The sequence below is a fragment of the Nonomuraea rhodomycinica genome, assembly GCF_013363995.1.
Taxonomy (GTDB): Bacteria; Actinomycetota; Actinomycetes; order Streptosporangiales; family Streptosporangiaceae; genus Nonomuraea; species Nonomuraea rhodomycinica.
Window position 1 is genome coordinate 80,261 of the sequence record NZ_JABWGO010000010.1, and the last position, 18,439, is coordinate 98,699.

Genomic DNA, 18,439 nt, shown 5'->3' on the forward strand with positions numbered 1-18,439 from the left:
CGCCCATGGCATGCTCATTGGCTGAATGTCAGGATCAAGCAGAAGTGGCGACAAATGAGACTCCCCCGTCGTGCCGCCGCGGCCGTGGCCGTCGCCGCAGCCCTCACCGCCTCCGCCGCGTGCGCCGCGGCGGAGCCCGACCCCCGGCCGACCGCCCAGCGCAAGCAGGCCCTGGACAAGCCCGCGGCGGCCGACTCCACCCCGTCACCCGAGCGCCGGCCGTTCACGATCTCCTTCGGCGGTGACGTCCACTTCGAAGGGGTGCTGCGCCCCCGGCTCGGCAACCCGCGCACCGCGCTCGGGCCGATCGCGTCCGTGCTGCGCAAGGCCGACCTGGCCATGGTCAACCTGGAGACCGCCATCACCACGGGCGGCACCCCGGCGCCGGGCAAGCAGTTCACCTTCCGCGCGCCCGCCAGCGCCTTCACCGCGCTCAAGGCCGCCGGGGTGGACGTGGTCTCCATGGCCAACAACCACGGCATGGACTACATGGAGAGCGGCCTGGCCGACTCGCTGGCCGCCATCAAGAAGTCGAGGTTCCCGGTGGTGGGGATCGGGGCGAACGACACCGAGGCGTACCGGCCGTTCCGCCGGGTGGTCAACGGGAACCGCGTGTCGATCATCGGGGCCACGCAGGTGCTCGACGCCGAGTTCGTCACCTCCTGGACGGCCACGCCCGGCAAGGGCGGCCTCGCCTCGGCCAAGAACGAGGACCGCCTGCTGCGGGCCGTACGGCAGGCGCGCAAGAACTCCGACACCGTGATCGTCCACCTGCACTGGGGCACCGAGATGCAGAAGTGCCCCAATCCGGCGCAGCTCTCGCTGGCCCCCAAGCTGGTCAAGGCGGGCGCGGACGTGGTGGTCGGCGGCCACGCGCACATCCTGCTCGGCGCCGGTTACCTGGACAGTTCGTACATCAGCTACGGCCTGGGCAACTTCGTCTTCTACAACTCCACCCCTGGCACGACCGGCCGTACGGGGGTGCTGACGCTCACCATCGACGGCCGCAAGGTGCTCAAGGACCAGTGGACCCCGGCGACCATCCAGGGCGGCGTCCCGGTGCCGATGACCGGCTCCGCCAGGACCCAGGCGGTGGCCGACTGGCGGGCGCTGCGCTCCTGCACGGGCCTGTCCACCAAGCCCTGACGGCCCGCCCGGCCGGCCTCACCGGCCCTCCTGGCTCTCCCGGCCCGGGCCTCCCGGCCCTGGCGGTTTGCCCGCCGTACCACCGGTCAAGTCCCTTACGTCGGGACCCGGCGACGTGGAGGAGGCCGCGATGCGGTGGGTGGAGTCCGGAGACGTGCGGCTGTGGCTCGTCGAGGAGGGCGACCCGGCGCGCCCGACGATCCTGCTCGTCCACGGCTATCCCGACACCCACCGCGTCTGGGACGAGGTGGCCGGGCTGCTGCGCGACCGCTTCCACGTGGTCCGCTACGACGTGCGCGGCGCGGGCCGCTCCACCGAGCCGGCCGACCACGCCGGCTACACCTTCGACCACCTGGCGGGCGACCTGTCGGCGGTGCTCGACGCGATCGGCAAGCCCGCCGTCCACCTCGTCGGCCACGACTGGGGCTCGCTCCAGTGCTGGGACGCGGTGACCAGGCCCGGCATACGCGAACGGGTGGCCTCCCTCACCAGCTTCGGCGGCCCCGGACTGGCCCAGGCGTACCGGTTCATGCGCGAGGGCAGCCGCGGCGAGGTCGCCGGGCAGCGCGCGCGGTCCTGGTACATCGGCGTCTTCCAGGCCCCGGTCCTTCCGGAGACGGCGTGGCGGACGTTCATGCCGGCCGTGCTGGAGCGCAGCATGCGGGTACGCGACGGCATCGAGCCGCGCCCCGGCCACCCCGCCGACACGCTGGCCCGCGACGGCGTCAACGGGCTGTGGATGTACCGCCTCAACATGGGCGCCGGGCTGCGGCCCCGACACACGGACGAGCGGGGCGACCCGGTGGTGGACGTGCCGGTGCAGCTCATCGAGGCGACCCGTGACCCGTTCGTCTCCCCGGCGCTGCTGGCCTCGCTCGGGCGGTGGGCGCCGCGGTTCTGGCACCGCAGGGTCGTGGCGGGGCACTGGGCGCAGCGCGGCCGGCCGGACGTGGTCGCCAGGATGATCGCCGAGTTCGTGGACCACGTGGAGGGCGCCGAGCCGTCACCGGGGCTGCGCCGCGCGCGCCGCGTCGCCGGCTCGCCGGCGGGGCGGACGCCGGAGCCGGGCAGGGCGTTCGAGGGGAAGCTGGTGGTCGTCACCGGCGCGGGCAGCGGGATCGGCCGCGCCACCGCGCGGGCCTTCGCCGCCCACGGCGCCGAGGTCGTCTGCGCCGACATCGACGAGCCCGCCGCCGTCCGCACGGTCGAGGGCATCGTCAAGGACCTCGGCGGCACCGCCTACGCCGAGCAGGTCGACGTCTCCGACGCCGCCCGCATGGAGGACTTCGCCCGTCGGGTACGGGCCGAGCACGGCGTGCCGGACATCGTGGTCAACAACGCCGGAGCGCTCGTCGCCGGCGCCTTCCTGGACCATTCCGTGGAGGACTGGCGGCGCATGATCGACGTCAACCTGTGGGGCGTGGTCCACGGGTGCCGGCTGTTCGCCGCGCAGATGGTCGAACGCGGCGAAGGCGGCCACATCGTCAACATCGCCTCGCTGGCCGCCTTCACCCCCTCGGTGCTGCTGCCCGCGTACTCCGCGAGCAAGGCGGCCGTGAAGATGCTCAGCGACTGCCTGCGCGCCGAGGTGGCCGGGCAGGGCATCGGCGTCAGCGCGATCTGCCCCGGTTTCGTGTCCACCGGCATCGCCCGGCACGCCACGTACGTGGGCGTCGACCTGCGCGAGGTGTCGGTGGAGGCGGTGGCGCGGCGCGGCTACCCGCCCGAGCGGGTCGCCGCGCACATCCTCCGGGCCGTCCACCGCGACCAGGCGGTCGTCCCGGTCAACGCCGAGGGCAAGCTCGGGTACGCGATGTCGCGCCTGTCGCCGGGCGTCACGCGGGGGCTGGCCCGGCTGTCGAAGGCCGCCCTCCGCCTGGGCCGCCCCCGCCCGCACGGGACCGGTTCGCGGCCGTGAGAAATCCGCTGATTGTCAGATAACGATCGTGGTCTTCGGGGGATGATGGAACGCGTGCTGTCACCCCAGATGGACGATCAGTGCGTGCCGCCGCAGCCGTTACGGCGGCGTCCCGCGCAGCGCCGCAGCGCACGCCGGGTCGAGCGGATGCTCGACGCCTGCGCCGAGCTGCTCGACGAGATCGGCTACGAGTCGCTCTCCACCACCCGCATCGCCGACCGGGCCGGCGTCGCGATCGGGTCGGTCTACCAGTTCTTCCCCGACAAGCGGGCCATCACCCAGGAACTGACCCGGCGCAACGTCGAGCTGTTCGTCTCCCGGGTCGGCCGCAGGTTCATGGAGGAGGACTACGTCGGCTGGTGGGAGGCCGTCGATGCGATCATCGACGAGTACGTCGACATGCACCGGACCGTTCCGGGCTTCAAGAGCCTGCACTTCGGTGACGTGGTCGACCTCAACCTCCTCGACTCCGACTCCGACAACAACACGGTGATCGCCGGGCGGCTGCGCGGCCTGCTGCTGCAGGAGTTCGGCCTGGCCGACAGCCACGAGCTGGACGTCGCCGTCCTGGTGGCGGTCGAGGCGGGGGACGCGGTGCTCAAGCTGGCCTTCCGGCGCGACCCGCACGGCGAACCCGAGATCATCGCGGCGGCCAAGCAGCTCATCCGAGGCTTCCTGTCCCGGCAGCTCCGCGCCTGGGCCACGCGGACCACGGCCTGACCGGCCCTCGCGGACGTCGTCCGCGAGCAGGACGGCCGCGCCAGTCCGCGCCAGTCCGCGCCAGTCCGCGCCAGTCCGCGCCAGTCCGCGTCAGTCCGCGTCGGCCGGATAGGGGCTCCTCATGGCGCCGTTGTACGCCTCGGGAGCCCCCTCCATGTGCCGCGGCAGCTCGGCCATGAAGTCGCGCAGCAGCGGGGTCGCGTTGTGCCGGTCGAGGTCCTCCTGCGAACGCCAGACCTCGTAGAGGAAGAACCGGCCGTCCTCCTGCTCGTGCAGGTGGTACTGGAGGCTGCCCGCGTGCTCGCGGGACGGCCCGACGAGGCCGAGCAGGAGCGCGCGGAGCGCGTCGGCGTGCCCGGGCCTGGGGGTCAGGAATCCGTAGAGCGAGACGGGGGCCTGCGTCGTCGATGTCGTCGTCATGTCATGGACGTTAGGACGTGACATCGATGTGAGCTTCAAGCCGCTCACCTGTGGAGTGGGTCACATGCGGGACTCCTCGCCGATCAGCAGCAGCGACTTGCCCACCGTGGCGCGGGCGGCCAGGGACCGGTGGGCGTCGGCGGCCCGCTCCAGCGGGTACGTGGCGCCGATCGACGGCCGGAGCCGCCCTTCCACGGCGTGTTCCAGCGCCAGCTCCATCAGCCCGCGCGCGGTCTCCTGGTCCGGCGGGCCGTCCAGGAGCGGGGTGAACACCCGGATGCCGCGGCGCGCGGCCTCCTCCGGGCTCGGGGCGGCGAAGCCCTCCGCGGTGCCGTACGTGACGAACCTGCCGCCGTCGGACACGGCGCCCAGCGCGGCCGTGCCGAGCGGGCCGCCCGCTCCGTCGTAGACCAGCGCGGCGCCGCCGCCGGTCGCCTCGCGCACCCGCTCGACCCAGTCCGGGCGGGAGTAGTCGACGACGGCCTCCGCGCCCAGCTCGCGGGCCAGCGCCAGCTTGGCGTCGCTGGAGGCGGCGGCCACCACCCGGGCGCCCGCGTCGACGGCCAGTTGCACCAGCAGCGACCCGGCGCCGCCGGCCGCCGCGGACACCAGCACCCATTCCCCCTTCTCGGGGACGCCCAGCCGGTCCATCATGAGCGCGGTCACACCGTCGTGGATGAGCGCCGCGGCCGTCTCGGTCGCCAGCCCGTCCGGCACCGGCGTGATCTCCTCGACACTCGCGACGACCCGTTCGGCGTAGCCGGTGCCGGTCCGCGCGACCACCCGCCGGCCGATCCACGCCGGGTCCACGCCCTCCCCGGTCTCCAGCACCTCGCCCGCTCCGCCGCCGCCCGGCACGTACGGCAGCGTCCGCGGGAAGAACTCCTGGCCCCAGCCGGCGCGCAGCAGCGTGTCGAGGAAGATGACGTCCGCCGCGGCCATGGCGACGACGACCTGACCGGGGCCGGGCGTCGGGTCGGGCAGCTCGACGGGGGACAGGACCTCGGGGCCGCCGAACTCGGCCACCTGAATCGCGCGCATGGAAAGCACCTTCGTGATGAGACAGTGTCCCGGCCAGTCTTCAACCTGAAGGTTGGTTGAGGTCAAGGCGACGGCGCCGCGTGGCCGGGCGCTGGGGACGGGGGAGTCTCCTGGCGCGCCGGGGGTGGTCAGCGGTGGTCAGCGGTCCCAGCGCAGGCGGTCGATGAGCTGGGGGAGCCAGCCGAACGGGTCCGTGGTGGCGGGCCGGCGCGCCTGGACGCCCGTCCCGTCGTGGCCGGTCGTCCCCCCGAGCCCGAGGGCCGCGGGCGGCCGGGCGTCGCGGTCGTGGGGCGCCTGCGGGCCCGTCCGGGGCACGGGTGGGCGGGCCTGAGGGGCCGGTGGGCGGGCCTCGCGCTGCTCGCCGGGGGCGAAGGGCTGGGCGCCGCGCTCCTGCTCCTGGGGTGCCGGTGGGCCCGCCTGGGCTTCATGGGGGCCGGGCGGGCGGGCGGCGCGCTCGCGGGCGCCGGGCTGCCGGGTGTCGGGGGTCTGGACGCCGCAGGGCGCCGGGAACGCCACCGGCCACGCCTGCCGGTCCTCGCGAGCCTCCCGGGAACGCAGCCGCGTCTCGATCGCGTGGAGTTGGCGCTCGGCCGATTCCACCGCTTCCAGTCGTCCGGAAAGGTATCCGGCCGCGCCCGGAACCAGGACCGAAAAGGCGACGGCACAGGCGAGAGTGAAGGCCATCTGCTTGGAGGTGCCCATCGCAGCCCCTTCCGCTCGCCGGTGCGCGCGACGGCTATATGCCCTACGGCCTGCGAAGACACGCCGGAAGCGGGCATCCTTTGACATGACCTTGCCAAAGTCGTGCCGGATCGGCGATGTGCATTGCCGGGGCAAACCGGCAAGGGGCTCGGTAGTCTCGCGGTGTGGCGCATGTGACCCGTGAGCACCTTGATCGCCTGCTTGAGCAGGCCCTGCTGGCCGACGACCACAGCTCCCTGGCCAGGCGGCTGTACGACGTCGCGCTCGGCTATTCCTCGGGCGACGTCTCCAGGGCGTCGATCCTGGTCCTGGCGGCCGAGGAATGGCGCGCGGCCGGGCAGCCCGCCCGGGCTCTGGAGTGCTTCCAGCGCGCGGTGGAGGACGGCGGTGAGTCGCTCGTCGACCCGCGCGCCGGCATCGCCGACACGCTCTTCGAGCTCGACCGTCCCGAGGAGGCGAGGGAGGTCATCGAGACGATCCGCGCCGAGGGCGGCATCACCACGGCGACGTCCCACACGATCGCCGAGACGCTCGTCGCGTACGGCGACCTGCGGAGCGGGCTCGAATGGGTGACCCAGGCCGTGCTCGCCAGCGACGAGGACGACCCGGAGCACGACGCGCTGCTGCGCACGCGTTACCGCATCCGGGTCGACCTGGGCCTGCCCGAGGACGAACTGGACGCCCTGGTCTCCTGAGGCGGCGCTCCCGCCCCAGGAGCCGGAGCAGGGGACGCCCTCCCGACGGGCGCGCCCCGCCGTCGCCATGCCCTGGCGACGAACGGGGCTTGACGGTCAGTTCGCTGTCGTGAGCCACTGCCCGGTGGGCCAGGTCTCCAGCCGCCAGGCGCTGTCCCAGAACATCCACTCGTACTCCGTAGCCCGGCAGAACGCCTCGGTCATGGCCCGGCGCGTCCCCGCGTCGGCGGTGGCGGCCAGCCGGTCGGCGATCCGCCTCACCTGCGTCACCGAGGCGGCGAACGCCGGGTCGGAGTAGGTGGAGATCCACGCCCGGTACGGGTGGTCGTCCACGTCGGCCGTACGTTCCAGCAGGGCCGTACCCACGTCCTGATAGACCCAGAAGCACGGCAGCACCGCGGCGACCAGCACCGGGAAGGGCTCGGTGAGCGCCGTCGCCTGGAGGTACGACGCGTACGCCAGGCAGGTCGGCGAGGTGGCGACGGCCGCCACGTCCTGCGCGCCCATCCCGAACCCGTCGAGGTAACCGGTGTGCAGCGCGCGCTCGACGGCCAGCGCCGTGTGCGCGCTCTGGGCGAAGAACATCGCGTCGGCGGGGTCGGCGGCCCGCGCCGAGGCCGTCGCCAGGGTCTTCGCGTACGCGGCGAGGTAGCGGCCGTCCTGCACCAGGTAGAACGTGAACCGCTCGCGGCTCAGGCTGCCGTCGCCGAGGGCGGTGTTGAACGGGTGGCGGTGGATGGCGTCCAGCAGCGCGGCGGTGCGCGCCCAGGCCGTGTCGCAGAACGACTCGGTGGTACGTGGCTGCGCTTCGGGCATGGCGGTCAACGCTGACGTCCCTTCGCTAGTGCGAACTAGATCAGGTTCGACGGGTGTGATCTCAGCCCGGCGGTCCGGGCACCCCGCGTCGCGATCAACCGTAACAGAAGGTCAGTTCAGGGCCAGGCCGGGGAGGAGCGTGCCCACCTCGTCCACGTCGCCCGCCGGGCGGCCCGGGTGGCCCGGGTGGCCCGCGCGTGGCTCGCGTACGGAGGAGGAGCGGGGCTCGGCCAGGCGGGCGGCGCCGTTGCGCGGCCGCTCCGCCGGGGTGACGGCGTCCGGGCGGCTGCGCGCCCGTTCCGTGCTCTCCTGCGCGTCCTGGCGCCGGGCGGACGGCGAGGCGCCTCCTCCGCCCCAGACGGCGACCCCGTCGAACGTCCGGGCGGGACGGGCGGGGACCGCGGGCAGGCCGGGCAGGTCGGGGGCCGTGGCCATCGACGACACGTCGGACAGTCCGGACGGGTTGCGCGCGCCCGGAGGCGCCACCGGCATGCCCGCGGTCGTGGCCGTCACGTCCGGCGTGACCATGGGGGAGCCGGCTCCCCGCGGCCCGGTGAGCCCGAGACGCTCCGCCGTCCGGGCCACGACCGCGGAGGCGTCCCCCTCGTCCCCGGCGTGGGCAAGGGCGGGGGTGGGGGAAGGGGCGGCGGCGATTGCTCCGGTGTGGGCATGGGTCAGGGCCTGGGCGGCGGCGATGCCTGCGGCCCGGTCGCGGGCCAGGGCCGGGGAGGGGGCGGCGGCGATCCAGATGACACCGGCGCTCAGCGTGGCCGCCGCGACGGCGGCCCGGAAGCCGGGACATGGCCGGGACGAACCGGATGACAGGGACCACCGGGACGGCGCCGCTGACCCGAGTGACGGGGATGGCGCCGATCGCCTCGTTGGCGTCGGCGATGGGGATGAGGCCGATCGCCGGGATGGCGCGGATGGCGCAGATGAGGGGACTCGCCGGGATGGCGCGGATGGCGCGGGGGGTGCAGGTGAGGGAGCTCGCCGGGATGGCGCGGATGGCACCGATGGTGCGGAGGAGGGCACTCGCCGGGATGGCGCGAATGACACCAATGACGCGAATGGTGGAGACGGCGGGGATGACGGGGATCGCCGTGATGGCGCTGGGTTCGACACTGCACGTCCTCTCGTCGATACGGGCTCGGACGACGCCGGGCGTCCTCGTGGGCGCTCGCACGGTGCCGGACACCCTCGCGCGTTCGCGCGACACCGGGCGCCTTCGCCCTCGCGGGGGTTCGGGCGGTGCCGGGCGGCTTCGCCCTCGCGGGCGCTCGCACCGGGGCGGGCGTCCTCGTTGTCACGGGTGCCCGGACGGCGCCCGGGCGGCCTTCTCGGGCCGGGCCCGCACGGCTGCTCGGGCCGTAGCCGGCGGAGTCCCGGACGAAGGCCGAAGCTAGCCAGCCGAACGCCGCCGCGTGGCCCGCTTGGCCGAACGGTGGGCCAGTCCTTACTCCGGCCGTGTCTCGCAACACCCCGCCGCGCCACCCTCCCTCCGGCTCGCGCCGCCGGACACCCCCAGGCCGCGCCTCCGGACGCCCTCAGGCCGTGCCGCCGGACACCCTCAGGCCGCGCCACCGGACACCCCCCGGCTGCGCACCCGATACCCGGCGGTCGTGTCACCAGACGCCTCCGAACCGCGCCGTCGAGCACCCCTGGGCCGTGCCACCAGACACCCGGGGCCCAGTCCGTAGGCGTGTATGCGAAAGCCCCGGAGCCCAGCCGTGAAGCCGGGCCCCGGGGCCTCGTCGATCTCGCGTCAGGCGCGCTTGATGGTCAGCTCGTCGTCGCCGAGGTCCACCAGCACCTTGTCCCCGTCCACGATCTCGCCCGACAGCACCGCCTTGGCGAGCTTGTCGCCGATCGCCGACTGGACCAGCCGGCGCAGCGGACGCGCGCCGTACAGCGGGTCGTAGCCCGTGAGCGCGAGCCACTCGCGGGCCGCCGGCGTGACCTCCAGGGCCAGCCTGCGGTCCGACAGGCGCCGCGCCAGCCGCTCGACCTGGAGGTCGACGATCTGGGCCAGCTCCTCCGTGCCGAGCGCGTCGAACAGGATCACGTCGTCGAGCCGGTTCAGGAACTCCGGCTTGAAGGCGCCGCGGACCGCGCCCATCACGGCCTCGCGCTTGGCGTCGCCCTCCAGCGTCGGATCCACCAGGAACTGGGAGCCCAGGTTGGAGGTGAGGATCAGGATCGTGTTGCGGAAGTCGACCGTGCGGCCCTGACCGTCGGTGAGCCGCCCGTCGTCGAGCACCTGGAGCAGGATGTCGAAGACCTCGGGATGGGCCTTCTCGACCTCGTCCAGCAGCACCACGGTGTACGGCCGGCGCCGCACCGCCTCGGTGAGCTGGCCGCCCTCCTCGTAGCCGACGTAGCCCGGAGGCGCCCCGACGAGCCGGGCGACGCTGTGCTTCTCGGAGTACTCGCTCATGTCGATGCGGGTCATCGCCCGCTCGTCGTCGAACAGGAACTCCGCCAGCGCCTTGGCCAGCTCGGTCTTGCCGACGCCCGTGGGACCGAGGAACAGGAACGACCCGGTCGGCCGGTCGGGGTCGGCGATCCCGGCCCGGCTGCGCCGCACCGCGTCGGACACGGCCTGCACGGCCTGCCGCTGCCCGACGAGCCGCGTGGCCAGCTCCTCCTCCATGCGCAGCAGCTTGGCCGTCTCGGCCTCCATCAGGCGGCCGGCCGGGATGCCCGTCCAGGACGAGATGACCTCGGCGATGTCGTCGGGGCCGACCTCCTCCTTGACCATGGCGTCGTCCGGCTGGGCGGCCTCGGACGCCTCGCGCAGCTCCTGCTCCAGCCGCGGCACCTCGGCGTACATGAGCCGGGACGCCGCCTCGAAGTCGCCGTCGCGCTGGGCCCGCTCGGCCGCGCCGCGCGCCTCGTCGAGCTGCTTCTTCAGCTCGCCGACCTTGTTCAGGCCGGCCTTCTCGCGCTCCCAGCGGCCGACGAGGGAGTTCAGCTCCTCCTGCCGGTCGGCCAGCTCCTTGCGCAGCCGCTCCAGCCGCTGGAGCGAGGCGTCGTCGGTCTCCTTGGAGAGGGCCAGCTCCTCCATCTTCATCCGGTCGACGTTGCGCTGGAGCTGGTCGATCTCCACGGGACGGGAGTCGATCTCCATGCGCAGCCGCGAGGCGGCCTCGTCGACCAGGTCGATGGCCTTGTCCGGCAGGAACCGGCTGGTGATGTAGCGGTCGGACAGGGCGGCGGCGGCCACCAGCGCGCTGTCGGCGATCTGCACCTGGTGGTGGGCCTCGTAGCGGCCCTTCAGCCCGCGCAGGATCGCGATGGTGTCCTCGACCGTGGGCTCGCCGACGTACACCTGCTGGAAGCGGCGCTCCAGCGCCGGGTCCTTCTCGATGCGCTCGCGGTACTCGTCGAGCGTCGTCGCGCCGATCATGCGCAGCTCGCCGCGGGCCAGCATGGGCTTGAGCATGTTGCCCGCGTCCATCGCGCCCTCGGCGGCCCCCGCGCCGACGACCGTGTGCAGCTCGTCGATGAAGGTGACGATCTGGCCGTCGCTCTCCTTGATCTCGGACAGCACGGCCTTCAGCCGCTCCTCGAACTCGCCGCGGTACTTCGCGCCCGCCACCATCGCGCCCAGGTCGAGCGAGATGAGCCGCTTGTTGCGCAGCGACTCGGGCACGTCGCCGGCGACGATGCGCTGGGCGAGGCCCTCGACGACGGCGGTCTTGCCGACGCCGGGCTCGCCGATCAGCACCGGGTTGTTCTTGGTGCGCCGCGACAGCACCTGCACGACGCGGCGGATCTCGGAGTCGCGGCCGATGACCGGGTCCAGCCGGCCGCTGCGGGCGCGCTCGGTCAGGTCGACGCCGTACTTCTCCAGCGCCTGGTAGGTGTCCTCGGGCGTCTCGCTGGTGACGCGGGCGTGGCCGCGCACCTTCTCGAACGCGTCGAGCAGCGCCTGCGGCGTGGCGCCCTGCGACTTCAGCAGCTCGGCGACCTGGCCGCCGTCGGTGGCCAGGCCCACCAGCAGGTGCTCGGTGGAGACGTACTCGTCCTCCAGCCGCTTGGCGCGCTGCGCCGCGGTGTTGATGACGGTGAGGAGCTGGCGCGAGCTCGTCGGCGCGCTCACGGTGGAGCCCTGCGCCTTGGGCAGCGCCGCCAGCATCTCCTCGGCCTTGGCGCGCACGGCCTTCCAGTCGGCGCCCACGGCGTCGAGCAGCGGGACCGCGGTGCCGCCCGTCTGGCCGAGCAGCGTGGTCAGCACGTGAGCCGGGGAGATCTCGGGATGACCCTCGGCGGCGGCGCGCCGCATGGCGCCCGCCAGCGCCTCCTGGCTCTTCTGGGTGAACTTGTAGTCCATGTTCCTAGGCCCCCGGTGGCAGCTCGTAGCGGATCAGCGCCTTGACCATCTGCATCTCGGCGCGCAGGCGGTGAACCTCTTCGCGCAGCCGCAGTGCCTCGTTCTCCAGCTCCAGGATCCGCTTGATGCCGGCGAGGTTGATGCCCTCCTCCTGGGAGAGCCGCTGGACCTCGCGCAGCTGGAGGATGTCGCGGGTGGAGTAGAGGCGGCCGCGCCCCGCCGTACGCCCCGGGCAGACCAGCCCCAGCCGGTCGTACTGCCGCAGCGTCTGGGGGTGCAGCCCCGACAGCTGTGCGGCCACCGAGATCACGTAGACGGGCGTGTCGTCTGACAGGTCGAAATAGTTGGCGTCCATCGGCTACTCGCTTCTGGCTCTCTGAATGAGATCAGCTCGCGGGTCCTCACCCGCCGTCGCGGTGCCGAACTCGGTCAGCAGCTCCCGCGACTTGTCGTCCAGGCTCTGCGGGACGAGCACCTCGACGGTGGCGAGCAGGTCGCCCTTGGTGCCGTCCTTGTGCGCGGCGCCTCTGCCCCGGACCCGGAACGTGCGCCCGTTGGGCGTGCCCGGCGGGATGCGCAGCGTCACCGGCATCCCCTTGAGGATCGGCACCTTGATCTCGGCGCCCAGCGCGGCCTCCGTGAACGTCACCGGCACGGTGATCGTCAGGTTGTCGCCCTGGCGGCCGAAGACCGCGTGCGGCTTGACGTGGGTGAGGATGTACAGGTCGCCGGCGGGTCCGCCGTTCTCACCCGGTGCGCCCTTGCCCTTGAGCCTGACCCGCTGGCCGTCGGCCACCCCCGCGGGAATGCGCGCCTGGATGGTGCGCGTGCTCTTGGCCCGGCCGCTGCCCTCGCACACGGGGCACGGGTCGTCCACGATCAGGCCGCGGCCCTTGCAGTCGCGGCATGGCTCGGAGAAGGCGAAGCTGCCGAGGTTGCGGCTGGCCGCGCCGGTGCCCTCACAGGTGGGACAGACCCGCGGGGTGGTGCCCGCCTTGGCTCCCGTGCCGCTGCACGCCCCGCAGGCGGCCGAGCTGGTGAGCCGCAGGGACACCGTGGTGCCCTCGATCGCCTCGGTGAACGTGAGCGTGACCTCGGACTCGATGTCCTGACCGCGGCGCGGCCGGGTGGCGCTGGTGGTGCGGGTCGTCCCGGCGCCGCCCCCGCGGTTGAACAGCCCGCCGAACAGGTCGCCGAGCCGCTCTCCGGCGCCGTGGCCGGTCTGCTGACCGGCCGTGCCGCCGAAGAGGTCGCCGAAGTCGAACGAGAACCCGCCACCGCCGGGCCGCTGGCCGCCGACACCCGAGCCGAACAGCGTGCGCGCCTCGTCGTACTCCTTGCGGCGCTTGCTGTCGGACAGCACGTTGTACGCCTCCGAGACCTCCTTGAACTTGGTCTCCTTGGCGGTGTCGCCGTGGTTGGTGTCCGGGTGGTACTGCCTGGCCAGCTTCCGGTACGCCTTCTTGATCTCGTCGGCGGTGGCGGACTTGGGCACACCAAGGACGGCGTAGTAGTCCTTCTCCAGGTAGTCCTTGGTGCTCATCTACTGCCCTTCGTCCCTTGATCGGTTGAGTTGTCGTGCCGTAGTCAGTCGCCGTCAGCGGCGCTGTCGGACGCCGGAGGGGCGTCCTCGGGCTCGGCCACGGCCACGCGGGCCGGCCGCAGGACCCGGTCACCCATGCGGTAGCCGGGCTGAAGGACCTCGATCGCGGTCGGCTCGGTCACGTCCGGCGAGTAGCTGTGCATCAGCGCCTCGTGGACGGTCGGGTCGAAGGGGTCGCCCTTCTGGCCGAACGGGGCGAGCCCGAGCTTGGTGACCGCGGCCTCCAGGGACTCGGCCACCTTCGCGAAGCCACCGGTCAGCTCGCCGTGGTCGCGGGCCCGGCCGATGTCGTCGAGCACGGGCAGCAGCTCCATGAGCGCGCCCGCGACCGCCTGCTCGCGTACCGCGACGCGGTCACGCTCGACGCGCCTGCGGTAGTTGGTGTACTCGGCCTGGAGGCGCTGGAGGTCGGCGGTCCGCTCGGCGAGCTGGGCCTCCAGCTCGCCGTCGGCCACCGACCCGGCGCGCTCGGGGGCCGGCGCCTGGTCGGTCGGGGCCTGGGAGTCGCCCCCGGCCTCCGGCCTGACGCGCGGCAGCCCCGTCTCCGGGTCGATCTTGCGGTTGTCGCGGATCACCGGCTCACCGTGCTCGTGCCCGTTGTCGCGCGGCGGCATCACTGGTCCTTCTTCGGCTGGTCGTCATCGACGATCTCGGCCTCGACGACGTCGTCGTCGGCCTTCTGCTGCTGGCCGTCGCCGGACGCGGCGCCCTGCGGAGCGCCCTCGCCGCCGGCCTGCTGCTGGCTCTGGGCGTAGATCGCCGAACCCATCTTCTGGCTGACGGTGGCGAGCTTCTCGGCGGAGGTGCGGATCGTGTCGGTGTCGGTGCCCTCCAGCGCCTTCTTCAGGTCGCCGAGCGCGTCGTTGACCTCGGCCTTGATGTCGGCCGGGACCTTGTCGTCGTTCTCGCGGAGGAACTTCTCCGTCTGGTAGGCGAGCCCGTCGGCGTTGTTGCGGACCTCGGCCTCCTCGCGGCGCTTCTTGTCCTCCTCGGCGTACGACTCGGCCTCGCGCATCATCCGCTCGATGTCGTCCTTCGGCAGCGCGGAGCCGCCGGTGATCGTCATCGACTGCTCCTTGCCCGTGCCCAGGTCCTTGGCGGAGACGTTGACGATGCCGTTGGCGTCGATGTCGAAGGTGACCTCGATCTGCGGGATGCCGCGCGGCGCCGGCGCGATGCCGGTCAGCTCGAACGTGGCGAGCTTCTTGTTGTACGAGGCGATCTCGCGCTCACCCTGGAAGACCTGGATCTGCACCGACGGCTGGTTGTCCTCGGCCGTGGTGAAGACCTCGGAGCGCTTGGTCGGGATCGTCGTGTTGCGCTCGATGATCTTGGTGAAGATGCCGCCCTTGGTCTCGATGCCGAGGGACAGCGGCGTCACGTCGAGCAGCAGGACGTCCTTGACCTCGCCCTTGAGCACGCCGGCCTGCAGGGCGGCGCCGATGGCGACGACCTCGTCCGGGTTGACGCCCTTGTTGGGCTCCTTGCCGCCGGTCAGCTCCCTGACCAGCTCGGTGACGGCGGGCATGCGGGTCGAGCCGCCGACGAGCACCACGTGGGCGATGTCGGAGACCTTGATGCCGGCGTCCTTGATGACCTGGTGGAACGGGCCCTTGGTCCGCTCGAGCAGGTCGGCGGTCAGACGCTGGAACTCGGCGCGGGTCAGCTTCTCGTCGAGGTGCAGCGGGCCCTCGGAGGAAGCCGTGATGTAGGGCAGGTTGATGGTGGTCTCGGACTGGCTGGACAGCTCGATCTTCGCCTTCTCCGCGGCCTCGCGCAGGCGCTGCAGAGCCATCTTGTCCTTGGACAGGTCGACGCCGTGGGCGTTCTGGAAGCGCTTGACCAGCTCGTCGACGACGCGCTGGTCCCAGTCGTCGCCACCGAGGTGGTTGTCGCCGGAGGTGGCCTTCACCTCGACGAAGCCGTGGCCGTCCTCCTGGCCGACGTCGAGCAGGGACACGTCGAAGGTGCCGCCGCCGAGGTCGAAGACCAGGATCGTCTGGTCCTGCTCCTTGTCGAGCCCGTACGCGAGGGCCGCGGCGGTGGGCTCGTTGATGATGCGCAGCACGTTGAGGCCCGCGATGGTGCCGGCCTCCTTGGTGGCCTGGCGCTGGGCGTCGTTGAAGTAGGCCGGGACGGTGATCACGGCGTCGGTGATCTTCTCGCCCAGGTAGGCCTCGGCGTCCTGCTTGAGCTTCTGCAGGACGAACGCGCTGATCTGCTGCGGGGAGAACTTCTTGCCGTCGATCTCCTGGGACCAGTTGGTGCCCATCTCGCGCTTGACGGAGCGGATGGTGCGGTCCACGTTGGTGACGGCCTGCCGCTTGGCGACCTCACCGACCAGGACTTCGCCGTTCTTCGCGAAGGCGACCACGGACGGCGTGGTCCGCGAGCCCTGCGCGTTGGCGATGACGGTGGGCTCACCGCCCTCGAGGATCGAGACGACGGAGTTGGTCGTCCCAAGGTCGATACCTACCGCACGTGCCATGAGTACGTCCTTGTAGTCAAAGTTGAGTCGGTCAGACTCAAGCTACGAATGCCGTGAGGCTTTGTCAAACGCCTTGAGCCTACTCGACTCAACCTAGATGACCCGCCCCGCATTCCCACCGAACGCTTCCCCGCGCACAAAAGTGCCCCGGCACGGAGGGCCGTGCCGGGGCGGGGCGGGTTTCGGCTCCGGGAGCCGCCGGTCAGCGCTTGGCGCCGTCCACGATCCTCCGGTGGCCGAGCGGCGTCTTGAGCTTGACCGTCGTGGTCTTCTCGATGGCGATCATGATGCAGGCCACGTTCTTGGCCTTGGGGGACGCGCCCTCGTACAGAGTGATCGTCACGGTCTTCCCGGTCTCCTTGACCTTCACGCGGTCGAGGACCGTGCAGGGCTCGACGCCCGACGACCACACGAGCTGGACGGCGCGGCCCTTGGCGACCGGCTTGGCCTTCTGCCAGGGGACCTTGCGCACGTTCACCGCGTCGCCCGTGGGCTTGACCGGCTTGGGGCCCTTGGGCGGGCTGGTCACCGCCGAGGCGGAGGCGGGGGTGGGGGGAGCGGGAGAGGCGGCCTGCCCTCCGGTGGTGGGCGAGCCGGCCTGCCCCGCGGGCGTCGCCGTGCCGCAGCCCATCGCGAGCACGACGCAGCCGGCCAGAAGAGTCGCTTGCAACATCCGCATACCCCTACGACGGACGCCGGGCCCGCCGGGTTCAAGGCAGGCCCGCACGCGTGGGCGGCGGGCCGCGCGACGGCGGTCCGGCGGGGCGCGGGGTGGCGGGCTAGGGTGGAGATGTGCTTCGTCAGGTGCTGCTCGCGGCCTCCAGGAGCGACCGCGTCGAGCGGGTCGTCTCCACCTCCCGGCTGACCCGTGACGTGGTCGGGCGCTACGTCGCCGGCGACGTGGCGGCCGTCGTGGCCCGCCTCACCCATGAGGGCCTGCTCGTCACCGTCGACCACCTGGGTGAGGAGGTCGGCGACCGGGCGCAGGCGGAGGGCGTCGTGCGGGAGTACCTCGCGCTGCTCGCCCTGCTGCCCGAGGGCGCCGACGTGTCGGTCAAGCTGACCGCGCTCGGCCTGCGCCTGTCCGAGCAGGCCGCGCTCGACAACGCCGCCACGATCTGCGAGCACGCCGCCGAGCGCGGCATCACGCTCACGCTCGACGCCGAGGAGCACGACACGATCGGCGGGCTCCACTCGGTGCACGCCACCCTGCTCAAGGAGCACCCCTCGGTCGGCGTGGTCATCCAGTCGTACCTTCCCGGCGCGCTGGAGCGCTGCGCCCGGCTGGCCGAGGCCGAGGGCGCCCGGGTGCGGCTGTGCAAGGGCGCCTACACCGCGCCGGGCGCGCTCACCGCGCCGGCCGACATCGACCGCGCGTACGTGCGCTGCCTCAAGGTCCTCATGGCCGGCGCCGGCTACCCGATGGTCGCCACGCACGACCCCCGGCTGATCGAAATCGCCTCGGCGCTCGCCGTGCTCCACGGGCGCGACCACTCCGGGTTCGAGTTCCAGATGCTGTACGGCGTGCGCCCCGCCGAGCAGGAGCGCCTGGCCCGCCTCGGCGCCCAGATGCGCGTCTACGTGCCCTACGGCGCCGACTGGTACCCGTACCTCATGCGCCGCCTGGCCGAGCGCCCCCGCAACCTGACCTTCTTCCTGCGCTCCCTGGCCGGGCGCCGCTGAGCCGCCGGTCCGGCGGCCGGTAGGCTGCTGGACGGAGGTGTGACGTGATCGCGATTCTGGGCACCGGCAAGATGGGCGAGGCCCTGCTGTCCGGGCTGCTGCGGGCGGGCGTCCAGCCCGACGACGTCGTGGCGACCACGCGCAGGCCCGAGCGGGCGCGCGGGCTGCGCGAGACGTACGGCGTGCGCACGCTGTCCAACTCCGAGGCCGCCAAGGCGGCCGACACGCTCATCCTGGCCGTCAAGCCGCAGGACATGGCGACGCTGCTGGCCGAGATCGCCCCCTACGTCCCGGCCGACCGGCTGGTGATCACGGCGGCGGCCGGCATCACCACCGGGTTCGTCGAGCAGCGCCTCGGCGTCGAGGTGCCGGTGGTCCGCGTCATGTCCAACACGCCGATCCGCTTCGACGAGGCGATGAGCGTCATCTCGGCGGGCGCCCACGCGGGCGAGGAGCACCTGCGGCGCACCGAGGAGCTGCTCAGCCCCGTCGGCAAGGTGCTGCGCATCCCCGAGGCCCAGCAGGACGCGGCGACCGCGCTGTCGGGCTCCGGGCCCGCCTACTTCTTCTACCTCGTCGAGGCCATGGTCGACGCGGGCATCCTGCTCGGCATGCCGCGGGCCGCGGCCCTCGACATGGTGACCCAGTCGATCGTGGGCGCGGCCGTGATGCTGCGCGACTCGGGCGAGCACCCGGTGATCCTGCGCGAGGCCGTCACCTCGCCGGGCGGCACCACCATCGCCGCGATCGCCGAGCTCGAACGGCACAGCGTGCGCGCCGCGTTCCTGGCCGCCATCGAGGCCGCCCGCGACCGCGGCCGTGAGCTGGCCTCGGGCTGAGGCGCCTCCCGCCGCCCGGCGGGGCCCCTGAT

At 72.7% G+C, this 18,439-nt stretch carries 17 protein-coding genes and 1 riboswitch; of the genes, 6 read left to right on the forward strand and 11 right to left on the reverse strand.

Going from position 1 to position 18,439, the window contains the following annotated elements:
* The first annotated feature begins 54 nt into the window (after positions 1–54).
* The 3 genes from HT134_RS32335 to HT134_RS32345 all read left to right on the forward strand — a co-directional run bounded on the left by HT134_RS32335 (position 55) and on the right by HT134_RS32345 (position 3,784).
* Entirely contained in the window at positions 55–1,146 is a 1,092-nt protein-coding gene (locus HT134_RS32335) for a CapA family protein (RefSeq protein WP_175604274.1), read from the forward strand.
* A gap of 130 nt (positions 1,147–1,276) precedes the next feature.
* Positions 1,277–3,064: an SDR family oxidoreductase gene (locus HT134_RS32340; RefSeq protein ID WP_175604275.1), complete on the forward strand. Its 1,788-nt coding sequence runs from the start codon at positions 1,277–1,279 to the stop codon at positions 3,062–3,064.
* A gap of 69 nt (positions 3,065–3,133) precedes the next feature.
* Entirely contained in the window at positions 3,134–3,784 is a 651-nt protein-coding gene (locus HT134_RS32345) for a TetR/AcrR family transcriptional regulator (protein WP_175604535.1), read from the forward strand.
* Between the two features lie 90 nt (positions 3,785–3,874).
* Here HT134_RS32345 and HT134_RS32350 read toward each other — a convergent pair whose 3' ends face one another.
* The 3 genes from HT134_RS32350 to HT134_RS32360 form a co-directional block, all read right to left on the reverse strand.
* Positions 3,875–4,204 carry a putative quinol monooxygenase gene (locus tag HT134_RS32350; RefSeq protein ID WP_175604276.1) on the reverse strand — a complete coding sequence of 110 codons (330 nt, stop codon included), beginning with the start codon at positions 4,202–4,204 and terminating at the stop codon, positions 3,875–3,877.
* A gap of 60 nt (positions 4,205–4,264) precedes the next feature.
* The gene (locus HT134_RS32355) at positions 4,265–5,245 is read right to left on the reverse strand and encodes a zinc-binding dehydrogenase (RefSeq protein WP_175604277.1); all 981 of its coding nucleotides are present in this window, start codon (positions 5,243–5,245) and stop codon (positions 4,265–4,267) included.
* A 138-nt stretch (positions 5,246–5,383) separates the two neighbouring features.
* Positions 5,384–5,947, reverse strand: coding sequence for a hypothetical protein (locus HT134_RS32360; protein ID WP_175604278.1), 564 nt, complete (start codon positions 5,945–5,947; stop codon positions 5,384–5,386).
* 164 nt (positions 5,948–6,111) lie between these two features.
* On the opposite strand from HT134_RS32360, the gene HT134_RS32365 reads away from it, so the two are divergent.
* Positions 6,112–6,642 carry a tetratricopeptide repeat protein gene (locus HT134_RS32365; RefSeq protein ID WP_312888617.1) on the forward strand — a complete coding sequence of 177 codons (531 nt, stop codon included), beginning with the start codon at positions 6,112–6,114 and terminating at the stop codon, positions 6,640–6,642.
* 96 nt (positions 6,643–6,738) lie between these two features.
* Here the strand turns inward: HT134_RS32365 and HT134_RS32370 are convergent, their stop codons facing one another.
* The 8 genes from HT134_RS32370 to HT134_RS32405 form a co-directional block, all read right to left on the reverse strand.
* Positions 6,739–7,458 carry a TenA family protein gene (locus tag HT134_RS32370; protein WP_175604279.1) on the reverse strand — a complete coding sequence of 240 codons (720 nt, stop codon included), beginning with the start codon at positions 7,456–7,458 and terminating at the stop codon, positions 6,739–6,741.
* Positions 7,459–7,554: riboswitch (TPP riboswitch) on the reverse strand.
* A gap of 15 nt (positions 7,555–7,569) precedes the next feature.
* Positions 7,570–7,986: a hypothetical protein gene (locus HT134_RS32375; protein WP_175604280.1), complete on the reverse strand. Its 417-nt coding sequence runs from the start codon at positions 7,984–7,986 to the stop codon at positions 7,570–7,572.
* Between the two features lie 1,237 nt (positions 7,987–9,223).
* Positions 9,224–11,794 carry an ATP-dependent chaperone ClpB gene (clpB, locus tag HT134_RS32380; RefSeq protein WP_175604281.1) on the reverse strand — a complete coding sequence of 857 codons (2,571 nt, stop codon included), beginning with the start codon at positions 11,792–11,794 and terminating at the stop codon, positions 9,224–9,226.
* Positions 11,795–11,798: 4 nt separating this feature from the next.
* Positions 11,799–12,149 (reverse strand): heat shock protein transcriptional repressor HspR, encoded by a 351-nt coding sequence (locus tag HT134_RS32385; protein WP_175604282.1) that lies wholly within the window; start codon positions 12,147–12,149, stop codon positions 11,799–11,801.
* A gap of 3 nt (positions 12,150–12,152) precedes the next feature.
* Positions 12,153–13,337 carry a molecular chaperone DnaJ gene (gene dnaJ, locus HT134_RS32390; protein WP_175604283.1) on the reverse strand — a complete coding sequence of 395 codons (1,185 nt, stop codon included), beginning with the start codon at positions 13,335–13,337 and terminating at the stop codon, positions 12,153–12,155.
* 44 nt (positions 13,338–13,381) lie between these two features.
* A complete protein-coding gene (gene grpE, locus HT134_RS32395; RefSeq protein WP_175604284.1) occupies positions 13,382–14,011 on the reverse strand; it encodes a nucleotide exchange factor GrpE in 630 nt (209 codons plus the stop codon).
* Positions 14,011–15,885: a molecular chaperone DnaK gene (gene dnaK, locus HT134_RS32400; RefSeq protein WP_175604285.1), complete on the reverse strand. Its 1,875-nt coding sequence runs from the start codon at positions 15,883–15,885 to the stop codon at positions 14,011–14,013. Before dnaK ends, grpE begins: the two co-directional genes overlap by 1 nt.
* A gap of 202 nt (positions 15,886–16,087) precedes the next feature.
* Complete coding sequence (locus HT134_RS32405; RefSeq protein WP_217708647.1) at positions 16,088–16,558, reverse strand: hypothetical protein; 471 nt, start codon at positions 16,556–16,558, stop codon at positions 16,088–16,090.
* Between the two features lie 119 nt (positions 16,559–16,677).
* Here HT134_RS32405 and HT134_RS32410 point away from each other — a divergent pair, with 119 nt between their 5' ends.
* Both HT134_RS32410 and proC read left to right on the forward strand, forming a co-directional pair.
* Positions 16,678–17,568, forward strand: coding sequence for a proline dehydrogenase family protein (locus tag HT134_RS32410; protein WP_175604286.1), 891 nt, complete (start codon positions 16,678–16,680; stop codon positions 17,566–17,568).
* 44 nt (positions 17,569–17,612) lie between these two features.
* The gene (proC, locus tag HT134_RS32415; RefSeq protein WP_175604287.1) at positions 17,613–18,407 is read left to right on the forward strand and encodes a pyrroline-5-carboxylate reductase; all 795 of its coding nucleotides are present in this window, start codon (positions 17,613–17,615) and stop codon (positions 18,405–18,407) included.
* Positions 18,408–18,439: the final 32 nt, after the last annotated feature.

What these genes read in the sequence shown, in the direction of transcription:
- HT134_RS32335 (WP_175604274.1), top strand. Translation starts at nt 55, where the DNA reads ATGAGACTCCCCCGTCGTGCCGCCGCGGCCGTGGCCGTCGCCGCAGCC.
- HT134_RS32340 (WP_175604275.1), top strand. Translation starts at nt 1,277, where the DNA reads ATGCGGTGGGTGGAGTCCGGAGACGTGCGGCTGTGGCTCGTCGAGGAG.
- HT134_RS32345 (WP_175604535.1), top strand. Translation starts at nt 3,134, where the DNA reads ATGGACGATCAGTGCGTGCCGCCGCAGCCGTTACGGCGGCGTCCCGCG.
- HT134_RS32350 (WP_175604276.1), bottom strand. Translation starts at nt 4,204, where the DNA reads ATGACGACGACATCGACGACGCAGGCCCCCGTCTCGCTCTACGGATTC.
- HT134_RS32355 (WP_175604277.1), bottom strand. Translation starts at nt 5,245, where the DNA reads ATGCGCGCGATTCAGGTGGCCGAGTTCGGCGGCCCCGAGGTCCTGTCC.
- HT134_RS32360 (WP_175604278.1), bottom strand. Translation starts at nt 5,947, where the DNA reads ATGGGCACCTCCAAGCAGATGGCCTTCACTCTCGCCTGTGCCGTCGCC.
- HT134_RS32370 (WP_175604279.1), bottom strand. Translation starts at nt 7,458, where the DNA reads ATGCCCGAAGCGCAGCCACGTACCACCGAGTCGTTCTGCGACACGGCC.
- HT134_RS32375 (WP_175604280.1), bottom strand. Translation starts at nt 7,986, where the DNA reads ATGGTCACGCCGGACGTGACGGCCACGACCGCGGGCATGCCGGTGGCG.
- clpB (WP_175604281.1), bottom strand. Translation starts at nt 11,794, where the DNA reads ATGGACTACAAGTTCACCCAGAAGAGCCAGGAGGCGCTGGCGGGCGCC.
- HT134_RS32385 (WP_175604282.1), bottom strand. Translation starts at nt 12,149, where the DNA reads ATGGACGCCAACTATTTCGACCTGTCAGACGACACGCCCGTCTACGTG.
- dnaJ (WP_175604283.1), bottom strand. Translation starts at nt 13,337, where the DNA reads ATGAGCACCAAGGACTACCTGGAGAAGGACTACTACGCCGTCCTTGGT.
- grpE (WP_175604284.1), bottom strand. Translation starts at nt 14,011, where the DNA reads ATGCCGCCGCGCGACAACGGGCACGAGCACGGTGAGCCGGTGATCCGC.
- dnaK (WP_175604285.1), bottom strand. Translation starts at nt 15,885, where the DNA reads ATGGCACGTGCGGTAGGTATCGACCTTGGGACGACCAACTCCGTCGTC.
- HT134_RS32405 (WP_217708647.1), bottom strand. Translation starts at nt 16,558, where the DNA reads ATGTTGCAAGCGACTCTTCTGGCCGGCTGCGTCGTGCTCGCGATGGGC.